The 18,709-nt window shown below is 30.6% G+C and carries 18 protein-coding genes; 4 read left to right on the top strand and 14 right to left on the bottom strand.

All coding sequences use genetic code 11. The features are described from left to right. Positions 1 to 161: 161 nt before the first annotated feature. Together BC748_RS03445 and prfB are read right to left on the bottom strand one after the other, a co-directional pair. Positions 162 to 2,810, bottom strand: coding sequence for a T9SS type A sorting domain-containing protein (locus BC748_RS03445; RefSeq protein WP_133532062.1), 2,649 nt, complete (start codon positions 2,808 to 2,810; stop codon positions 162 to 164). A 149-nt stretch (positions 2,811 to 2,959) separates the two neighbouring features. After that, positions 2,960 to 4,055, bottom strand: a protein-coding gene (prfB, locus tag BC748_RS03450; RefSeq protein ID WP_133532063.1) for a peptide chain release factor 2 whose coding sequence is annotated in 2 segments (ribosomal slippage) — positions 2,960 to 3,991 and positions 3,993 to 4,055 — 1,095 coding nt in all. Because the reading frame shifts where the segments join, the coding sequence is not laid out codon by codon here. A 192-nt stretch (positions 4,056 to 4,247) separates the two neighbouring features. On the opposite strand from prfB, the gene BC748_RS03455 reads away from it, so the two are divergent. Next, on the top strand, positions 4,248 to 5,273 hold the full coding sequence (locus BC748_RS03455) for a threonine aldolase family protein (RefSeq protein ID WP_133532064.1): 1,026 nt from the start codon (positions 4,248 to 4,250) through the stop codon (positions 5,271 to 5,273). Between the two features lie 5 nt (positions 5,274 to 5,278). Here BC748_RS03455 and BC748_RS03460 read toward each other — a convergent pair whose 3' ends face one another. Continuing rightward, positions 5,279 to 6,229 (bottom strand): hypothetical protein, encoded by a 951-nt coding sequence (locus BC748_RS03460; protein ID WP_133532065.1) that lies wholly within the window; start codon positions 6,227 to 6,229, stop codon positions 5,279 to 5,281. A gap of 49 nt (positions 6,230 to 6,278) precedes the next feature. Next, positions 6,279 to 6,602, bottom strand: a complete 324-nt coding sequence (locus BC748_RS03465) for a YbaB/EbfC family nucleoid-associated protein (RefSeq protein ID WP_133532066.1) — start codon at positions 6,600 to 6,602, stop codon at positions 6,279 to 6,281. 128 nt (positions 6,603 to 6,730) lie between these two features. Here BC748_RS03465 and BC748_RS03470 point away from each other — a divergent pair, with 128 nt between their 5' ends. Together BC748_RS03470 and capA are read left to right on the top strand one after the other, a co-directional pair. Then, a complete protein-coding gene (locus BC748_RS03470; RefSeq protein ID WP_133532067.1) occupies positions 6,731 to 8,791 on the top strand; it encodes a S9 family peptidase in 2,061 nt (686 codons plus the stop codon). An 81-nt stretch (positions 8,792 to 8,872) separates the two neighbouring features. Next, the gene (capA, locus tag BC748_RS03475) at positions 8,873 to 9,913 is read left to right on the top strand and encodes a cysteate synthase (RefSeq protein WP_133532068.1); all 1,041 of its coding nucleotides are present in this window, start codon (positions 8,873 to 8,875) and stop codon (positions 9,911 to 9,913) included. Positions 9,914 to 10,040: 127 nt separating this feature from the next. Here capA and BC748_RS03480 read toward each other — a convergent pair whose 3' ends face one another. The 3 genes from BC748_RS03480 to BC748_RS03490 all read right to left on the bottom strand — a co-directional run bounded on the left by BC748_RS03480 (position 10,041) and on the right by BC748_RS03490 (position 12,395). Next, positions 10,041 to 10,877, bottom strand: a complete 837-nt coding sequence (locus BC748_RS03480) for an OmpA/MotB family protein (RefSeq protein ID WP_133532069.1) — start codon at positions 10,875 to 10,877, stop codon at positions 10,041 to 10,043. A gap of 73 nt (positions 10,878 to 10,950) precedes the next feature. Beyond that, positions 10,951 to 11,943, bottom strand: coding sequence for a glycosyltransferase family 2 protein (locus tag BC748_RS03485; RefSeq protein WP_133532070.1), 993 nt, complete (start codon positions 11,941 to 11,943; stop codon positions 10,951 to 10,953). Positions 11,944 to 11,948: 5 nt separating this feature from the next. After that, entirely contained in the window at positions 11,949 to 12,395 is a 447-nt protein-coding gene (locus BC748_RS03490) for a type I restriction enzyme HsdR N-terminal domain-containing protein (protein ID WP_133532071.1), read from the bottom strand. 62 nt (positions 12,396 to 12,457) lie between these two features. On the opposite strand from BC748_RS03490, the gene holA reads away from it, so the two are divergent. Further along, entirely contained in the window at positions 12,458 to 13,462 is a 1,005-nt protein-coding gene (gene holA / locus BC748_RS03495; RefSeq protein WP_133532072.1) for a DNA polymerase III subunit delta, read from the top strand. 182 nt (positions 13,463 to 13,644) lie between these two features. Here the strand turns inward: holA and BC748_RS14375 are convergent, their stop codons facing one another. The 7 genes from BC748_RS14375 to BC748_RS03535 form a co-directional block, all read right to left on the bottom strand. Then, complete coding sequence (locus BC748_RS14375) at positions 13,645 to 13,794, bottom strand: T9SS type A sorting domain-containing protein (RefSeq protein WP_133532181.1); 150 nt, start codon at positions 13,792 to 13,794, stop codon at positions 13,645 to 13,647. Beyond that, complete coding sequence (locus BC748_RS03505) at positions 13,795 to 14,169, bottom strand: hypothetical protein (protein WP_162846396.1); 375 nt, start codon at positions 14,167 to 14,169, stop codon at positions 13,795 to 13,797. Positions 14,170 to 14,224: 55 nt separating this feature from the next. Next, on the bottom strand, positions 14,225 to 14,872 hold the full coding sequence (locus tag BC748_RS03510) for a choice-of-anchor J domain-containing protein (RefSeq protein WP_162846397.1): 648 nt from the start codon (positions 14,870 to 14,872) through the stop codon (positions 14,225 to 14,227). 602 nt (positions 14,873 to 15,474) lie between these two features. Next, entirely contained in the window at positions 15,475 to 16,224 is a 750-nt protein-coding gene (locus BC748_RS03515) for a LytR/AlgR family response regulator transcription factor (protein ID WP_133532075.1), read from the bottom strand. Positions 16,225 to 16,233: 9 nt separating this feature from the next. Next, positions 16,234 to 17,358: a sensor histidine kinase gene (locus BC748_RS03520; RefSeq protein ID WP_133532076.1), complete on the bottom strand. Its 1,125-nt coding sequence runs from the start codon at positions 17,356 to 17,358 to the stop codon at positions 16,234 to 16,236. Positions 17,359 to 17,402: 44 nt separating this feature from the next. Next, positions 17,403 to 18,002, bottom strand: coding sequence for a tetratricopeptide repeat protein (locus tag BC748_RS03525; RefSeq protein ID WP_133532077.1), 600 nt, complete (start codon positions 18,000 to 18,002; stop codon positions 17,403 to 17,405). Positions 18,003 to 18,102: 100 nt separating this feature from the next. Continuing rightward, on the bottom strand, positions 18,103 to 18,405 hold the full coding sequence (locus BC748_RS03535; protein ID WP_133532078.1) for a hypothetical protein: 303 nt from the start codon (positions 18,403 to 18,405) through the stop codon (positions 18,103 to 18,105). Between the last annotated feature and the right edge of the window lie 304 nt (positions 18,406 to 18,709).

Raw genomic sequence — 18,709 nt, forward strand, 5'->3', positions numbered from 1 at the left:
TAAAAAATACGTATCATATACTTCTAAAATAGTGTTAATCATTTCTAAAAAACGAAATCCCAAACTCTAATGAATTTAGGATTTATAGTTTTACTACTTTAATTTAAATTCTAAATGTTTAAAAAAAGTAGTATTTAATTTACATGTGAGTGAAATTTGTTTTATTGTTTTATAATTTTTTTAGTTACAATATTATTACTACTTAATATTTTTAATATGTAAATGTTAGGGATTAAATCTTTTATATCAATTTCAACTTCCTTAGGTTCATTTTCTAAAATAAAATTTTTTAAGTTGTGTCCAATCATATTATAAATTTCAACTTTTTTAATGTTTTCATTTCCAGATATTTCTAAAAAATCTTTTATAGGATTTAATACTTTAAATATTGGAATTTCTGGAATTGTGATATTTAAAGATGCAACTGCTTTTACAGGCAGTCTGTAAGTACTTTCAATATTATTAACTGTTTGCGAGGCATAATAAATGGTATTATTAATTAAAACAGTGTCAAGTGATAATGGTGTTTCCGTGTTTAAAGATGATGTTTCGTTGGTATTTATATTTAACTCACATGCAATTTGATTTTCATACCATGCTATATTTTCACCGGAAACATTTAAATTTTGAAGTGTGTCTCCATCTAAAAAATTTTGAATAGGTGAACCAGTCGGTGTATTAACAAAAGCTGCATTTGAAGAAATATCATATCTAGTTAAATTATCAAAATTATTAGAATAACTATTTAAATCTATTCTACTCTCACCTTGAATTAGCAATTTGTCACAAAATTGTTGACAGACCTTTGAAATTTCAAAATTTAAATTAATAATATCCTCGAAATCACCATTCTCACTATATTTTTTTATTAGATTGCTGTAAATTATTAAGATTTTATTTTCTGAATTAATTATAATTTTTTCACATCCAGTCGTAAAACTATTGAAGGAAGTATCTAAAGAACCATCAGGGTTTAGTCTTTTGATTTGACTACTTACGTATCCATCATAATAATTAACAATAAGTTTGTCATTTTGTTTTTGAAAACTTTTCACATAATGATCAGTAAGATTGTAAGAGTTATAGCTTAAATTTATAGTTCCGTCATAATTTATTTTACGTATTTTTGAAAAGTTTGAAACTGTATTGCCATAAATATAAATTGAACCATCTTTAAATTTTTTAAATGAACTATTCGAATAAAAAGTATAAGGTGTAAAAGTCAAATCATTCGTTCCGTCATAATTTAATCTGAATAATTTATTATTTGAATAGTTTAAATATAAAATTTTATCGTTGTTTAAAATTTCACTACATCTTAAGTCTACATTTATAGTAGGGTTAAAAGAGTTATCAATGCTGCCATCATCATTTAATCTTAAATATTTTTTTTCGTTTGAATTGATGTATATACTCCCGTTTGTAGGACTACCAGAATTATAACCAGCCGTTACTAATATTTTATTATTACTAAATTCTTTAAAATGAAAAATATCATTTGTGAATGATTGAACTTGGGAATCTAAATTAAAATTAGGGTTTAAATTACCTTCACTATTTAATTTAATCAAACTCTTACATGAAATGTCGTTATAGGAGGTTAAATTATTACTTTCGATTAAAATACTGCCGTCATTTAAAACTGCCATATTTTGTATGGGTTTGTTTGTCGATTGTTGTGGGTTGAATGTGTAATCTAAACTACCAGAACTATTTATTCTATGGATTTTCTCTCTTGTAATACCTTGTATTGATAAATATGGACAATTGATTAAAATTTTATTGTCTGAAAGTTGCAATCCTGTATATGTTTGATGATAATATTCCGTATTTTGATAATTGAATGAATTATCTACGCTACCATTAGTATTAAGTTTTTTTAAATTATTAATACCATATGAAATGATAATTTTTCCATCAGGTAAAACCAGAGCATCATCGCCATAAAAACCTATACCTAATGAATTAAATGTAGTGTCTCTTGTTCCATTAGAATTTAGTCTTGAAATTGCATTTGATAAAATAGAAGAGCCACTTTTAAAATTCGGACCAATTATCAATATTTTACCATCAGGTTGTATCAAAATTTTTTTTATTATAGTATCATCACTACCAAACCCATAAAATATATCTGTAAAATCATAAAAACTTTCATCAATACTTCCGTCATTATTTAACCGAGTTAGTGAAATATTATGATAGTTTCCAGAAAACCCATTTCTAAATTTTCCACCAATTATGTATTTACCATCACTTTGTCTTATAAAAGAATTAACACTGCCTGAAAAATTGAGCTCGTCATCAATATTAATAAAACTTGTATCTACAGAACCATTTGGATTTAATCGCACCATATTTTTTCTAGGAATACCATTTACTGTATCAAAATAACCACTTACAACAATTTTTCCATCAGGATCCATTTTAACACAACTGAGAGAAGGTGATAATGCTGATGTAAAAATAGGAGTAATAAAGTTGGTGTCTTCAGAACCATCTATATTATATACTTGTAACCCTAAATTTTCCCAATTATAAGCTACTAGCTTATTATTTGAACCATTTATGAGAGTGTTAAATTGAATAGGTTCGATAAAAGTTTCTGCATTATTAATTAAACCACCGTTAGAATTTAATAAATTACAGTAACCATCATATGTAATGATATTTCCATTGTCAAGAACAATTCCGTAACCACCAATATTTTCGTTATATGGTCCAGAATTATTGAAATTAAATGAATTGTCGATATTTTGAGAGTAAAACAATAAACCATAAAATAAAAAAAATAAAGTAAATTTTTTAGTCATAAATGTAAATACTTTAGGAAAAGTTAGCTGTTAGTGTTTGTGGTATTCTCAAAATAACAAAGTTTTTTGTTAATTAGTTTTTTTCAAATACATATCTTTATTCAAAAATAAGTATAAAAATGATTAGTATACTTTACAAATAAAATAAATTATTCTTCTTTTTGCCCCATCATCATTAGATAGGCTTTTAAAAATTCATCTATTTCACCGTTCATAACGCCTTCAACATCGCTGGTTTCAAAACCAGAGCGAACATCTTTAACTAATTTATACGGATGCATAACATAGTTTCGGATTTGTGAACCCCATTCGATTTTCATTTTTCCAGCTTCAATGTCGCTTCGTTGTGCTTGTTGCTTTTTCAATTCAATTTCATACAACTGTGATTTCAACATCTGCATAGCGCGTTGGCGATTGTCTTGCTGTGAACGTGTTTCAGAACATTGAATTTGAATTCCAGTGGGTTTATGAAACAGTTGTACTTTAGTTTCTACTTTGTTTACGTTTTGTCCGCCAGCACCGCTTGAACGTGATGTGATGATTTCAATGTCGGCTGGATTGATTTCTATTTCAATAGTATCATCAACCAATGGATAAACATAAACGGAAGCAAACGAAGTATGACGCTTGGCATTGCTATCAAATGGTGAAATACGAACCAATCGATGCACACCATTTTCACCTTTCAAATAACCAAAAGCATAATCGCCTTCAATTTCTAAGGTGACTGTTTTTATTCCAGCAACATCGCCTTCTTGAAAGTTGAGTTCTTTGATTTTATAACCTTGTCTTTCAGCCCACATTAAGTACATTCGCATCAACATCGAAGCCCAATCACAACTTTCTGTTCCTCCAGCTCCAGCTGTAATTTGAATTACGGCACTTAAACTGTCTCCTTCATCAGAAAGCATGTTTTTAAACTCAAGATTTTCAATATGAGCATTGGTTAGTTCAAACTGAGTATCGAGTTCTTCTTCGGTGGCATCACCTTCTTTAAAGAATTCATAAGTAATTTGAAGTTCTTCACAAAGGTTTTCGCCTTTTTCAAAATCTTCTACCCATTTTTTCTTTGAACGAAGGTTTTTTACAATGATTTCTGCTTCTTTCGCTTTGTTCCAAAAATCGGGTGCAAAGGTCTTTTCTTCTTCGTTTGTAATTTCGATTAGTTTGGCATCAATGTCAAAGATACCTCCTCAACGCACCAAGACGTTCTACAATACCTTTTATTTGTTCGGTATTTGTCATAAATAATGTAGTTTTGTGTTTTTACTGCTGGTTTTAGCCCCGATAGAAGTGAAAATCCTTTTTTTATTTTTTTTGACAAAAGCACTTCGACTGTGCTCAGTGTGACAAAAAATAAAAAAAGATTGAAACGGATAGCGGGAATCAGCTCCTAAAAAAAATTATTAATGCGAAAGTAAGACAAGAATTCTGAATATGGAAATTAATTTGATTAGTGATACAGTTACAAAGCCAACACCCGAAATGTTGCAAGCTATGTTTAATGCTAAAGTAGGTGATGATGTTTTTAAACAAGATCCAACTGTAAACGAATTTGAGCGTATTGTAGCTAATTTATTTGGAATGGAAGCGGCACTTTTTTTTCCAACAGGAACTATGGCTAATCAAACGGCAATTAAATTGAATACGAATCCTGGCGATCAAATTATTTGTGATAAATGGTCGCACATTCATTTGTATGAAGCTGGCGGTGCGTCTTTTAACAGCGGCGTTAATTTTAATTTATTGGATGGAAAAAGAGGAATGATTACTGCGGAACAGGTGAAAGCAGGAATTAACGATCCAGAGTTTTATCATGCACCATTGTCCAAAATGGTAAGCATTGAAAACACAACCAACAAAGCTGGTGGCGCATGTTATGATATTGAAGAGTTGATTAAAATTAAGCAAGTATGTGTTGATAATAACTTAAAATTTCACTTAGATGGTGCTCGACTTTGGAATGCGATGATTGCTAAAAAACAACATCCAAAACAGTTTGGAGCTTTGTTTGACACTATTTCGGTTTGTTTTTCAAAAGGAATGGGTTGTCCTATTGGTTCGGTTTTGCTTTTTGATGCTGAAACAATGCCTAAAGCATTGCGAATTCGAAAAATATTTGGTGGAAATCTGCGTCAATCAGGCTATTTAGCAGCAGCAGGAATTTATGCTTTGCAAAATAATATTAATAGGTTGGAAGATGATCACAATCGCGCTAAGGAATTAGGCAATACGTTGCAAAAATTATCATGGGTTTCAAGTGTTCAACCTGTGGAAACTAATATTGTAGTTTTTTCAGTTGTTGATACAATTGAAGATAAACAAGTGATTGAAAAGCTGAAACAGAAAGGTATTGCGATAAGTTTGATGGCAAAAAACACACTACGAATGGTTACTCATTTGGACTACAAACAAGTAATGCACGAGTATGTTTTGGATGCTTTGGAGAAAATAGAACTATAAATTTATTACTTTATTTTTTCGATAACTTCTCTTATTTTAGTAATATCAGGTTGGTGTTTTTCACATTGTTGAATACCATCAGGATAGATAGCTTTGATGAACTCATTATAATCTTTACAGTTTTTAAAAATATTAAATTCTTTGTTTTTTATATCCCAAACGACTCCTTTTCGATTTACCATCGTTTCTGCCAAGTAACCACCAGTAGCTCCACCTATTCCACCATAAGCAAAACCTTGTGCCCATGCATTTGCTAAATCAGCTTCTAGGTAATAATAATTTTCTCCAGCACTTAACACTCTAACAAAAGAGTTGGGAAAACTGTTTGTTTGTGCTCTGTCAGTTTTATTTCGATTTTCTAAAATTGCATAGATTTGAAAATAAAGGTGTCCTTTATAACTAATTGCAAAAACATTCTTTACCTTTTCATCAGTTTTTTTGTAATAAAAAAAGCAGTTGTCTTCAATTTTAGCTAAAGGTTTTTTTTCAAAACCTATTAAACCTTTTGCAACCACTTCTTCAAATGAACCAATTCTATCATAGATAAAATCTTCTTTTGTTTTGAAGATTCCATTTCGTCTTAGTTTCAAAGAACCTGCTTCCTCACGCATTATTCGTAATCGTTCATCCATTTCTTTCTTCTCACTTTCGATTATCGCAAGTTGAATATTCTCTTGTATTTTATTTGCTTCCTCTACAGTTTCAACTGATTTATTTGTAAAAATTCTTGACATTTTTTCATCGTCGATATATTTAACTTCATTTAAGCTAAGTTCCGTTTTAGATGTAGAATTATTTTCTGTAAAGATAAACTTCCCATTAGTCAAAGTTAAATTACTAAAAACTACTTTTTGATTATCCGCTAATGTTATAGTGCCTTTTTTTGCCAATTCGTTTTGCGAGAAGGAAATGAAGTAATTTAACATCATTGCAATTAATAGGAGGTTAATTCTCATAAAATAAAATTAAAATGGTAAATATTTAATGAATAAAATTGAAATATAACTATTTAAATAGATCCATTCCTGGAATATTTGGCATTCCTTCTTTGGCTACAGCCGCTAATTCTGTTTCGTTGATGTTGGTTGCTCGTTCAATGGCTTTGTTCAGCACCAAAATCAAGTAATCTTCCAGTTGTTCCTTGTCTTCTAACAAACTTTCGTCTATTGTGATAGACTTAATTTTTCGGTTGGCGGTCAATGTTACTTCAAGCAAACCGTCATTGCTTTTTTCGTCAATTAAAACCGTATCTAAGCGTTGTTTTGTTGCTTCAATCTTTTGTTGGGTTTCTTTTAGTTTTCCCATCATGTTCATCATGTCTCCAAACATAGTTATGTAATTTAATTTGGTGCTAAAATATAAAATTTGTTAATTTCTAAGTGCATAACTTCCTAAAAATAAAGAATAGTTACAGGCAGATTATAAGTATTTTTGTATTTCAATATAGTAGTAAAAAAATGTCAAATTCCATTCAGCCGCCAAAAGCCAAAATAATTCCAAAACAACTAGAAAAGCACGGACACATTCGAACCGATAACTATTATTGGTTAAATGAAAGAGATAATCCAGAAGTGATTGATTATTTGAATAAAGAGAATGAATATTATCAACAATCAACCGCACACACAAAGGAATTTCAAAAGACATTGTTTGACGAAATGAAAGCCCGAATAAAGGAAGACGATCAATCGGTTCCTTATTTATATAATGGTTACTATTATATCACTCGTTTTGAAAAAGGTAAAGATTATCCAATTTATGCCCGGAAGAAAGGAAGTTTAGAGTCTAAGGAAGAAATTCTTTTTGATTGTAATCAATTAGCGAAAGAACATGCATATTTTCAAATGGTAGGATTGAGTGTGAGCGATGATAATCAGTGGATTTCTTTCGGAATTGATACGGTTTCAAGAAGACAATACACTATTCAAATTAAAAATTTAATCACTGGAGAAATTCTTCCAACGAAATTAGAGAATACGACAGGAAGCGCAACATGGGCAGCCGATAATAAAACGCTTTTTTACACAACAAAAGATGAAACCACTCTGCGCTCAGACACAATTTATAAACATAAACTAGGTTCAAATCCATCTGGTGATGCTATTGTTTATCACGAAAAAGACGAAACGTTTGATGTGAGTGTCTTTAAATCAAAATCTAGAAAATATATCTTTATTACTTCGGATAGTACCATGACAACTGAATATCGAATGTTGCTTTCGGAACAACCAGATAGTAAAGTTAAGGTTTTCCAAAAGCGAACACGTGGACTGGAGTATTCGGTTTCGCATTTTGAGGATCATTTTTATATTATCACCAATAAAGATAAAGCAACCAATTTCAAACTTATGAAATCAACTTTGGATAAAACTTCCAAAGACAATTGGGTTGACGAAATTCCTCATAGAGAAGATGTTCTGCTCGAGGATATTGATATTTTTAGAGAATATTTAGTAGTTTCAGAACGTTCTGATGGATTGAATACCATTCGAATTATTAATTGGAAGACCAAAAAAGAATATTATTTGCCTTTTGAAAGTCAAACGTATTCGGCCTATACGACTACCAATTTAGATTTTGATACAGAAATTCTCAGATATGGTTTTCAATCGTTAGCTACACCTTCATCGGTGATTGATTTTAATATGAAAACCAAAGAAAAAAACATCTTAAAAGAACAAGAAGTTTTAGGTGGAAAATTTGATAAAAACAATTATACTGAAGAACGCTTTTGGGCAACAGCAAGTGATGGTACCAAAGTGCCAATTTCTATAGTTCATAAAAAAGGAATATCGAAAAACGGTAAAAATCCTTTATTACTTTATGCTTATGGTTCTTATGGAATGACGATGGATTGCCATTTTTCAACGGTTCGATTATCACTTTTGGATAGAGGATTTATTTATGCCATTGCACATGTTCGCGGTGGAGAAGATTTGGGAAGAGAATGGTATGAAAATGGTAAATTACTAAAGAAAAAAAATACATTTACTGATTTTATTGATTGTTCACAGTTTTTAATTGCAAATAATTACACATCAGCCAAACATTTGTATGCCGAAGGTGGTTCGGCTGGAGGATTATTGATGGGAGCAATTCTAAACATGGCACCAAATTTGTATAATGGCGTAATCGCTCAAGTACCTTTTGTAGATGTTGTAACCACGATGTTAGACGATTCAATTCCGCTTACTACAGGAGAATATGACGAATGGGGAAATCCTAATGTTAAAAAATATTACAATTATATGTTGTCTTATTCACCTTATGATAATGTAGTTGCGCAGAATTACCCAAATATTTATATTGCAACTGGTTTACACGATTCGCAAGTACAGTATTGGGAACCAGCCAAATGGGTAGCGAAATTGAGAGTTTTTAAAACAGATTCAAATCAATTATATTTAGATACCAACATGGATGCAGGACATGGTGGCGCATCAGGAAGATTTGAAGCAATTAAGGAAATAGCTAAAGAATTCAGTTTTTTATTAGATTTAGAAGGAATAAAAAGCTAGTTAAAAAATAATTTATTAAATTTGCAAAGTTTAGGAGTCCTTTTAAACCGATTCCTTACAATGCCTTGACTAATTTATTTTATGAAAGAAAATATAAAAGCTTACGATAATGTACTTGGTTTAATTGGTAACACACCACTAATTAAGCTTAACAAAATCACAGAATCTTTACAAGGAAATTTTTATGCAAAGGTTGAAGCATTCAATCCTGGGCATTCAACTAAAGATAGAATTGCGTTATATATTATCGAAGAAGCCGAAAAACAAGGAATACTTACTCCTGGTGATACAATAATTGAAACTACTTCTGGAAATACAGGTTTTAGTTTAGCTATGGTAAGCATCATAAAAGGATACAACTGTATTTTAGCAGTAAGTTCAAAATCTTCTAAAGATAAAATTGATATGTTGCGTACGCTTGGAGCAAAAGTATATGTTTGTCCAGCGCATGTGTCAGCAGACGATGAGCGTTCATATTATAATGTAGCAAAACGTTTGCACGAAGAAACAAAAGGTTCTGTTTATATCAATCAATATTTTAATCAATTGAATGTTGATGCTCATTACAAATCTACTGGACCAGAGATTTGGGAGCAAACAAACGGTCAAATTACCCACTTGATTGCATGTAGTGGAACTGGAGGAACAATCTCAGGTGCAGCTAAGTTTTTGAAAGAAAAAAATCCAAATATTAGAATTTTAGGTGTTGATGCATTTGGTTCTGTGTTGAAAAAATACCACGAAACAAAAGAATTCGATGCAAATGAAATTTATCCTTACCGTATTGAAGGTTTGGGTAAAAATTTAATTCCAACTGCTACTGATTTTGATGTTATTGATCATTTTATGAAAGTAACTGACGAGGAAAGTGCGCATACTACAAGAGAAATTGCTAAAAAAGAAGGATTATTTGTTGGTTATACTTCAGGAGCTGTAATGCAAGCTATAAAACAATATGCAGAAGAAGGTGAGTTTAACGAAAACAGTAATGTTATCGCTATTTTCCCTGATCATGGTTCAAGATACATGAGCAAAGTGTTTAGCGACGATTGGATGAACGAACAAGGTTTCTTTGATAGCATTAATGCCGAAGAAGCTCAGAAAGTTGAATTTATTAAATAAATTGGTTATTATTTTACTTTAAAAAACCACTCTAATGAGTGGTTTTTTTTATTGGCTTTTAGCTAGCTTTTAATAAAAAAAACTCCAGCGATTAACTGGAGTTTGAATTTATAATATGGTGAAAGGATTATTTCTTTTGGTTCTTCATTTCTTTTTCAATCATTTCGTAGAACTCATCAATTTTAGGTAAAATAACGATACGAGTTCTTCTATTTGTTGCGCGATTTTCGGTAGTGTTGTTTTCTACTAAAGGAATAAATTCACCACGACCAGCAGCAATTAATTGTTTTGGATTTACTTTCAATTCTTTTGTCAATACTCTAACAATTGCAGTAGAACGCTTCACACTCAAATCCCAGTTGTCTAATAAAACCGCATTTCCAGTAAAAGGAACATTATCTGTGTGACCTTCAACCATACATTCAAATGTAGGTTTATCGTTGATTATCTTGGCAACTTTAGCAAGAACTTCTTTTGCTCTATCACTAACTACATAACTACCACTTTTAAACAATAATTTGTCTGCTATAGAGATGAAAACCACACCTTTATCTACATTTACTTCAATGTCTGGATCAGAAACTCCAACGGAACTTTTGATACTAGTAACTAAAGCCAAAGTAACACTGTCTTTTCTAGTTAAAGCATCTTGAAGACGAGTGATTTTTAAATCTTTTTCTTTTAAACTTTCTAATGATTTTTCTAGGTTTTGAGCACCTTTTGAGGTTAGCATAGTCAACTCTTTTTGATTATTGATTAAATCAGAGTTGTTTTGTTTTAAGTAATCATTTTGTTTACTCAAAGCGTCTTTTTCAGAAAGACATAAATTCAATTTAACAGTCGTCGAATTGAGTAAATCTTGACATTCTTTGTTTTGTGCTTCTAAAGCGGCAATTTTTTTCTTAGTACCACAAGATGTTAGCGTTAAGCATGCTATCGAAAGGATAAAAACTACTTTTTTCATAGATGAGATATTAAATTTTAACAAAAGTACGGATTATTTTAGTTTGGCTTAAAACCAAGTATATAAACTATTGTTAAATTTCATCAAATACCTTGCCGTTTTTTATGAAGTAACGATAAACAATACTGTTAGTATGATAGTATTTTTTGGATGTTTTTCCTTTTCGTTTTTTTAAGGTTTTGTTTATCAGAGCATAAAAAGAAAAATGAGCTTTTATAATGGCAAAAAAGTGATTCAATTTTCCTTTAAAAATAAATTGTATTCCAGCAATTCCATCTAAGCACAAACGAATAAAAAGAATTGGGAAGAGTTGCTCAAAAGGTAAATTTTTTGTTAGCATTAGTAATGAGTTTCTATAATTTAGAAACGTTTTCTTTGGATTACTATCTTTAAGTGTTGCACCACCAACGTGATAAACAACTGATTTTGAAATGTATTTTATGGTATAACCCCAATTGTTTGCACGCCAACATAAATCAATTTCTTCTTGATGTGCAAAAAAATCAGCATCAAATCCGTTTAGTTTTCTAAAAACCTCTTTTCGGATGAAAAAGCAAGCGCCACTTGCCCAAAAAATTGAAATAGTGTCATTGTATTGACCGTTATCTTTTTCGACAGTATCAAAAATTCTACCACGACAAAAAGGATAACCAAATTTATCAATAAAACCTCCGGCAGCTCCAGCATATTCGAAATGTGTTTTGCGTTTAAAGTCCAATAATTTGGGCTGAATTATAGCGGTTTGAGGTTCGTTTTCAAAACAAGTAAGTATAGGTTTAAGCCAATTTTCAGTAACTTCAACATCAGAATTTAATAAACAGTAGTAGTCTTCTTCAACGTTTTGCATTGCACTATTATAGCCTTTTGCAAAACCATAGTTTTCTTCGTTTTGAATGATTTTTACAGTAGGGAAATTTGCTTTTACAAATGCAATTGAATTATCCGTTGAAGCATTATCAGCCAAGTAAATTTCTGCTTCTGCAGAATGTTTTAATACGGATGGAAGAAACTGTTCTAATAGCTTTGTTCCATTCCAATTCAAAATAACTACGGCAATTTTTTTCAATTTTATTATTGTTTAAATTGAGGTAATGATGGAAGAAATATATACGTTTCCTTTTCAAAGTCCATTTGGCAAAAATAATGATTTAGTCCATTGGTTACCATCAAATAATTGGCTTTAAGGTTTAAATTGTAACGAGCAATTTGGTCAAAAGTGTCTTGCGTAATGGTAATAGCTGTAGATTTACACTCCACAAGCAAAGCAATTTCACCATTGGGATGAAATACCACAATATCATACCGTTTGTTTGTGTCATTAACTTTAATTAATTTCTCGACATTGATATGTGATTTTGGATATTGCTTGTCGTTAATTAGGTAATGAACAACATGTTGCCGAACCCATTCTTCGGCTGTTAGAATTATAAATTTTTTCCTGATGACATCAAAAATAGCCACTTTATTTTCACTATTTTTGAAGCGAAACGAATAATCAGGAAAATTGAGTTTTTGCATAGAGCAAATTTAGTTAAAATTGATTAACTGCCAACTGCTACTGCCAACTGAAGACTAAAAGAATGGACGAAGTACTAAAAATTATCAACGATATAAAATCTGGAAATATAAAACCGATCTATTTTTTGATGGGTGAAGAACCTTATTATATTGATAAATTAACCGAATATATTGAAGATAATATTTTGTCTGAAGATGAAAAAGGTTTCAATCAAATGGTGATGTATGGACGAGATACAACTGTTGATGATATTGTTTCCAATGCAAAACGTTATCCAATGATGGCTGAACGTCAAGTTGTAATTGTGAAGGAAGCGCAGGAATTAGTTAAAACAATTGATAAAATTGAGAGTTATATTGATAATCCACAACCCACAACAGTTTTAGTTATTGCTTACAAATACAAATCAGTTGATAAACGAAAAAAATGGGTAAAAAATATAACTAAACACGGAGTTCTTTTTGAAAGTGTTAAACTAAAAGAATACAAAGTAGGCGAGTGGGTGAAACGTGTTTTACAAGGAAGAGGTTACGGAATTGAACCAAAAGCTATTGTAATGTTAGTGGAATTTCTTGGCAATGATTTGAGCCGAATTGCAAACGAAATTACAAAACTTGAAATTATTCTCCCCAAAGGAAGCGTTATTTCACCAAATGATATTGAAGTAAATATTGGAATTAGTAAAGACTATAATGTTTTCGAACTTCGAAAAGCTCTTGGCGATAGAAATGAACTACGAGCGTTTCAGATTGTAAATTACTTTGCTAACAATCCAAAGGATAATCCAATGGTTTTGGTTATAGCACAACTGTTTAGTTTTTATTCCAACTTGTTATCGCTACACGGATTAAAAGACAAATCACCAGGCAATATTGCAAAAACACTGGGTGTAAATCCATACTTTGTGAATGATTATGTACTTGCTGCCAAAAATTATCCAATGAAAAAAGTAAGTGCCATTATAAGCTCTTTGCGCGATATTGATGGAAAGAGCAAAGGTGTTGGAGCTGCTAATTTATCTGATGCCGACTTGTATAAAGAGTTATTAGTTAAGATATTTATCTAACATAAAAACCCAATAATTTCCAAGTTGAAGTCATTTATTTATATCTTTATAATTGTTGTAAAAGTCAAACGTGAATAAATACATACATAAATTTATTTTTTTTCTCATTTAAATTAATGAAAAAATCCCAAACGTATTTTTATTCAAATGGGTTTGTGATTTAATTATAATAAAAAGTGTTTTTAGCTCTTAATCACTTTTATTGTTTTAGATGTATTCGCTATTTGTACTTTTACAAAATAAGTTCCCGATGGCAATTGAGAAACATCAATCGAAGTTTCGTTTGCGTTGATTGATTTAGAAAGCACTTCTTGACCAAGTAAATTGTAAATTTAAGCAGTTGTAATTTCTTTATTAAATAATAGATTCAAAATGTCTTTTACAGGATTTTGACATACATTTAGTTTAGAAATAGCAATCGGAGCAGTACTTAATAAAGCGGATAAATCAGCATTTTGAGTACTTGTTAAACAGCTAGAAATAAAAGTTGTTGTATTTCCTCCAAAAATGAAAAGTTTATCTTGCCATATCTCTGAAGTATGATTTCTTCTAGCGATCATGTTGGTTTGTGTTAAAGTAGTAAAAGTGTCGTTTGTAGTATTATAAACACCAGTAAAGGTTTGGTTGCTATAATCACCTGTTATAAAAAGTTTGGTATCATTAAGTTCTCCTTTAGCAACAGCATAAGCGGATAATGAAATTTGCAACAATTTATTAGAAGTTGTCCATTGGTTGCTGTAAAAATCATAAATGTAAATATTGTTAAAATTTTTTTGCTTTATAAACTCTTACATTATCAATCTGATAGGTTGTTGTTTTTGGAGTTGGAGCATAACCGCCAACATATTTAAAACCAATTCTAAAATTGCTTAAATCACCAGTTAGCGGAACATTTCCTGAAAATGTAAAATTAGCATCATATCCAGCTGTTGATCCACTAGCAATGTTAGCACTTAATAAAGTTTTAGTAGAAGTTGTTATATCTCCTGTCCAATTGGTGATTAGATAAACTTGTAATGTTTCTCCATTGTTAAATCCATCTTTTGTTTCAAAATTTAAAAAAACTTGGTCAGAACTTGATGCAGTAATTGGACTTGAAACTAACCAAGAAATGTTTGAAGATTGTCGATTTGCTACATCGGTTTCAAATAATTTTGAGTTGAAATTACCATCATAAACAACTTCACCTTTGGTTTGCAAACCAACATGCATGTCTGCTAGTTCTGTCCATTCTCCCCAAGGTGAAATTTTGTATAATTTTTTAGAATATTGAGCATTAAAGTTGCTTGAACAAACTCCAAAACTGATGATATTATCACCCCAAATTGAACTTCCAGCACTAAAAACGGGATTTGGATTTAATATTGTGTTTTCAGTCAATATTCCTGTTTCAAGATTTATTTGTTCCAATTTATTGTTGATTTCATTAGTGGTAGTTATATTAAATAGATACATCGTATTGCCCAAAATTTCTATATTTCCATAACTTTTGGCAATGGTTGGAGTTAATGGTGTGTAGATATACCATAAATTTTCATAGAAATTATAGGCTTCAATTTCTGATGTATAGGGTTGATCGGTTGAAAAACCATTTGCTACATATACGATATCATCACTTTGGTCTTTATAACTTGTTGAACCACCACGAGCAATTGACTTATCTGCTTTGTTGATAAACTTAAATTTTGAGAAAATGCCGAAGTAAAGCTGGCTACAATTACTAAAAGAGTAATTTTTCTAATCATTATAATAGGGAGTTTTTATAATTTTTTTTTAATAATATACACTATTGATAAATGAAAAAAAAATCAATCGTATAAATAGGTTGCTAAAATATAAATAATATTAAACTTATAAATAAATATAATATTCCAATTGTAAAACTTTACTTGAAAGAATTACAGTAGAATAATAAATCAAATAAAAACGACAATTTAAGTCAATGAATTAACGTAGCTTTTTAGAAGATTAACGTAGTGAATTATGATAAAACCGTTTTAAACCAACAATCATTACATACTGTCGAGTAGAACTAAAAATTCTTCTTTTTTACGAACGGATAGCGGAATGTTCGACTTGTTTTTCATCACAATTGTATTGCCACCTTCGGATTTAATAAAGTAATCAAAATAAGCCATATTTATCAAATGCGATTTGTGTGTTCTAAAGAAACTATGCGGACTTAACAACGTTTCATATTCCTTTAGATTGGTAGAAACTACTAACTTAGGTGCATTTATAAAATAGAATGTAGTATAGTTTTTATCCGACTCGCAGTTGATGATATCTTGGATGTTTACAGAGTAAATCTTATCGGCTGTTTTAAGTACAAGTTTTTGAAGGTTTTTTGGACGCTCTAAATTGGCGAACAAGTTGTGAAGTTTCATCTCAAAGACTTCCTTACTCATTGAATCTTCCGCTTTTTTAACGGCATCGATTAGTTCTTTGCTGTCTAGAGGTTTCAGCAAATAATCTATAGCAGAAAAACGAAAAGCTCTAATAGCAAAATCTTCATAACCAGTAATAAAAATCACTTTAAACGAAATTTGACTGAGTTTTTGCAACAAATCAAAACCAGTACCATCAGCCATTTCAACATCTAGAAAAACCAAATCAGGTGTTAACTGTTTTATCAATTTTATTCCAGAATCTACCGATTCGGCTTGTCCAATAATTGAAATATTAGGGCAATTAGCTTTGATAATAGTAATGTTTTCTTTTCTGATTTTTTCAATATCGTCTATAACTACAGCTCTTAACATATGTAGGGTTTAATTTTCGTAAATATAAGGAATCTCAAATACAACTTTTGCTCCTTCAACTTTTCCTTCTGGATTGAAAAGGTTGTCGGTTTGCACAATAAAGTCTTTGTTTTTAGTATAGGTAACCAATCGCTCTTTGGTAATAGTCATTGCTAACGATTTATGATTACTTACCTTTTTATCTGTGTCAAATCCTTTACCGTTGTCTGTCACTTCAAAGAAGAGTTTTTCATCTTTTAAATAAAAATGAACCGCAATTTTTCCGTTTTCTAGAGTATTACTTAATCCGTGTTTAATAGCATTTTCTATAAAAGGTTGCGCGAGCATTGGCGGTAAGAATATTGATTCTGTTTCAATAGCATCTTCAACATCAATAGTAAATGTAAACTTGTTTTCATACAACAATTGCTGAATGGAAAGGTAGTTTTCAATCATTTCTACTTCTTCTTCAAGCGAAATATAATTTTCGTTTGAGTTCTCAAGAATTTGTCTCGTCAACTTTGAAAATTTACCTAAATAATCAACTGCTTCATCGTTTTGTTTATTATTTATTAAGCTTCGTATATTTTGTACTGAATTAAAAATAAAATGTGGATTCATCTGAGTAATAAGTAGCTTTTGCTTAATTTGATTTTTTTCTAAAACGGTTATCGCTTGTTTTTGCCTGTTGTTTCGGTAATAGAAATAACTGCCTAACAGAAGTAATAGGAGTAGAGAAGATAACCCAATAAGCCAATTATTCTTTGCCGCCGTTTTCTTTTCAGCTTCTAGTTTGAGTGCTGTTACTTTCTTGCTTTGTAGTATTTTTTGATTCAGTTCTTTTTTCTCAAAATCATAGAGTAATTGCTGACGTGCTAATTTGTTTTTTGACGTTTCAAGAGCTGTTTTCTTTTGCGCTTCTAGCTTAACTGCAGCTACTCGCTTTTGTTGTTCTAGCGTTACGGCTGCTAATTTCTTTTGTTGGATTATTTTTTGCTGAAGTTCTTTTTTTTCAAACTCATATTTGAGCTGCTGCTCTGTCATTTCTCTCTTAGAAGTTTCAATTCGAGTAGAGTCATTTATTTTTTTATCAAATTCATAAAACTGAAGTGCTTTTTCATAATTTTTATTGGCTAAGTTGATTTTATATAACATCTCAGCAATATCTTTTTGAAGCGTTTTATTGGTTGTTTTTTTACTTAATTCAAACGCTTTCTCTTGATAATCTTCAGCATTTTTAAATCTGCTTTATTAAAACTGATTTCACCAAGACCATGATAAGTTGCCGCCAAGCTCATCGTGTTGGTAGAAGTTGATTTCATAGCCAGCATTTCCTGTAATAGCTTTTCGGCTGCTGTATAATTTCCAAGCTTCATTTCCATATCAGCTGCGCCGGACAAACCCAACCCAGTTTGTGTGTCCGCGCCAAGTTTTCGTGTAATTTCTAACGATTTGTATGTGTTTGCCAAGGCTTCTTTATATTTTTTGAGCTTGCCATTGCAATAAGCCATATTTTGATAATTGGAAGCTTTCCAATTCAAGGTATGATTGCTCGGATATTCTTTATACGACAAGTCGCAAGATTCAATTGCCTTTAAACTATACTGAATTCCTTTTTCATATTCATTTTGATATCGATACGCATAAGCTAGTGTAGTGTAAGCATAATACAACGAATGAACATAGGTCTTTTTATCTTTTTCATAAAATTTCAGCGCTTCAAATATCAATGCGATTTGTTTATCAGTTTCGCCAGTTGTTTTATAAAGTCCAGATTTTGTTAAATAAACCGTGTACATGTCTTCATATGACTTGATTGATTTATAAAGCGCAATGGCTTTGTCATAATAAACAACAGCTTTGTCATATTCTTCTTTTTGTAGATAGCGTGTAGCAAGACTAGAATAATAGGTAGCTAGCCATGATGTATATTTTTTTTGGAGTAACGGGTTGTTTTTTGTTATAATTCTTCAACGCCAAATCACCAAGCATATCAACTACTTGATGAAACTTCGGATCAAAGTTGTTCGTGAATTTTGTACGAGCAACATTGTGAATCATTTGCAATTTTGTTGTCTCATGTAGTTTTGGATTTCGAAGAGCAGTTTTTAATGAATCGATGGCTTTCTCTTGGGCATAAGAAGTAGTTAAGAATAACAATGCAAAAAAGAGTATTCTTTTTAAGTGAAAAAATGCAAACATTGGTAAGGTTTAGTAGTTTTTATTTCAGTTGTAAAAGTAATGAAAAGAAATATGACTTCTTTTGACCAATCATTCCCGAACTTGAAAAAGTAAATAATATCATATTCTTTAAATTGATGAATTATAAGTAAAAGATTGTAAATTAATTTACTGTTGATAATTAGTATTTTACCAATTTAAAATACGAAGGCATTATTTGTAATAAAATTAACAGCTTTTAGTAATTTTTTTAATTTTTTTAATCAATATTTTTTTTTATTGTTTTGAAAATTAGTTGTTTATATTTAAATTTAGCGTAAAATTC

The organism is Flavobacterium dankookense (assembly GCF_004362665.1).
GTDB lineage: Bacteria > Bacteroidota > Bacteroidia > Flavobacteriales > Flavobacteriaceae > Flavobacterium > Flavobacterium dankookense.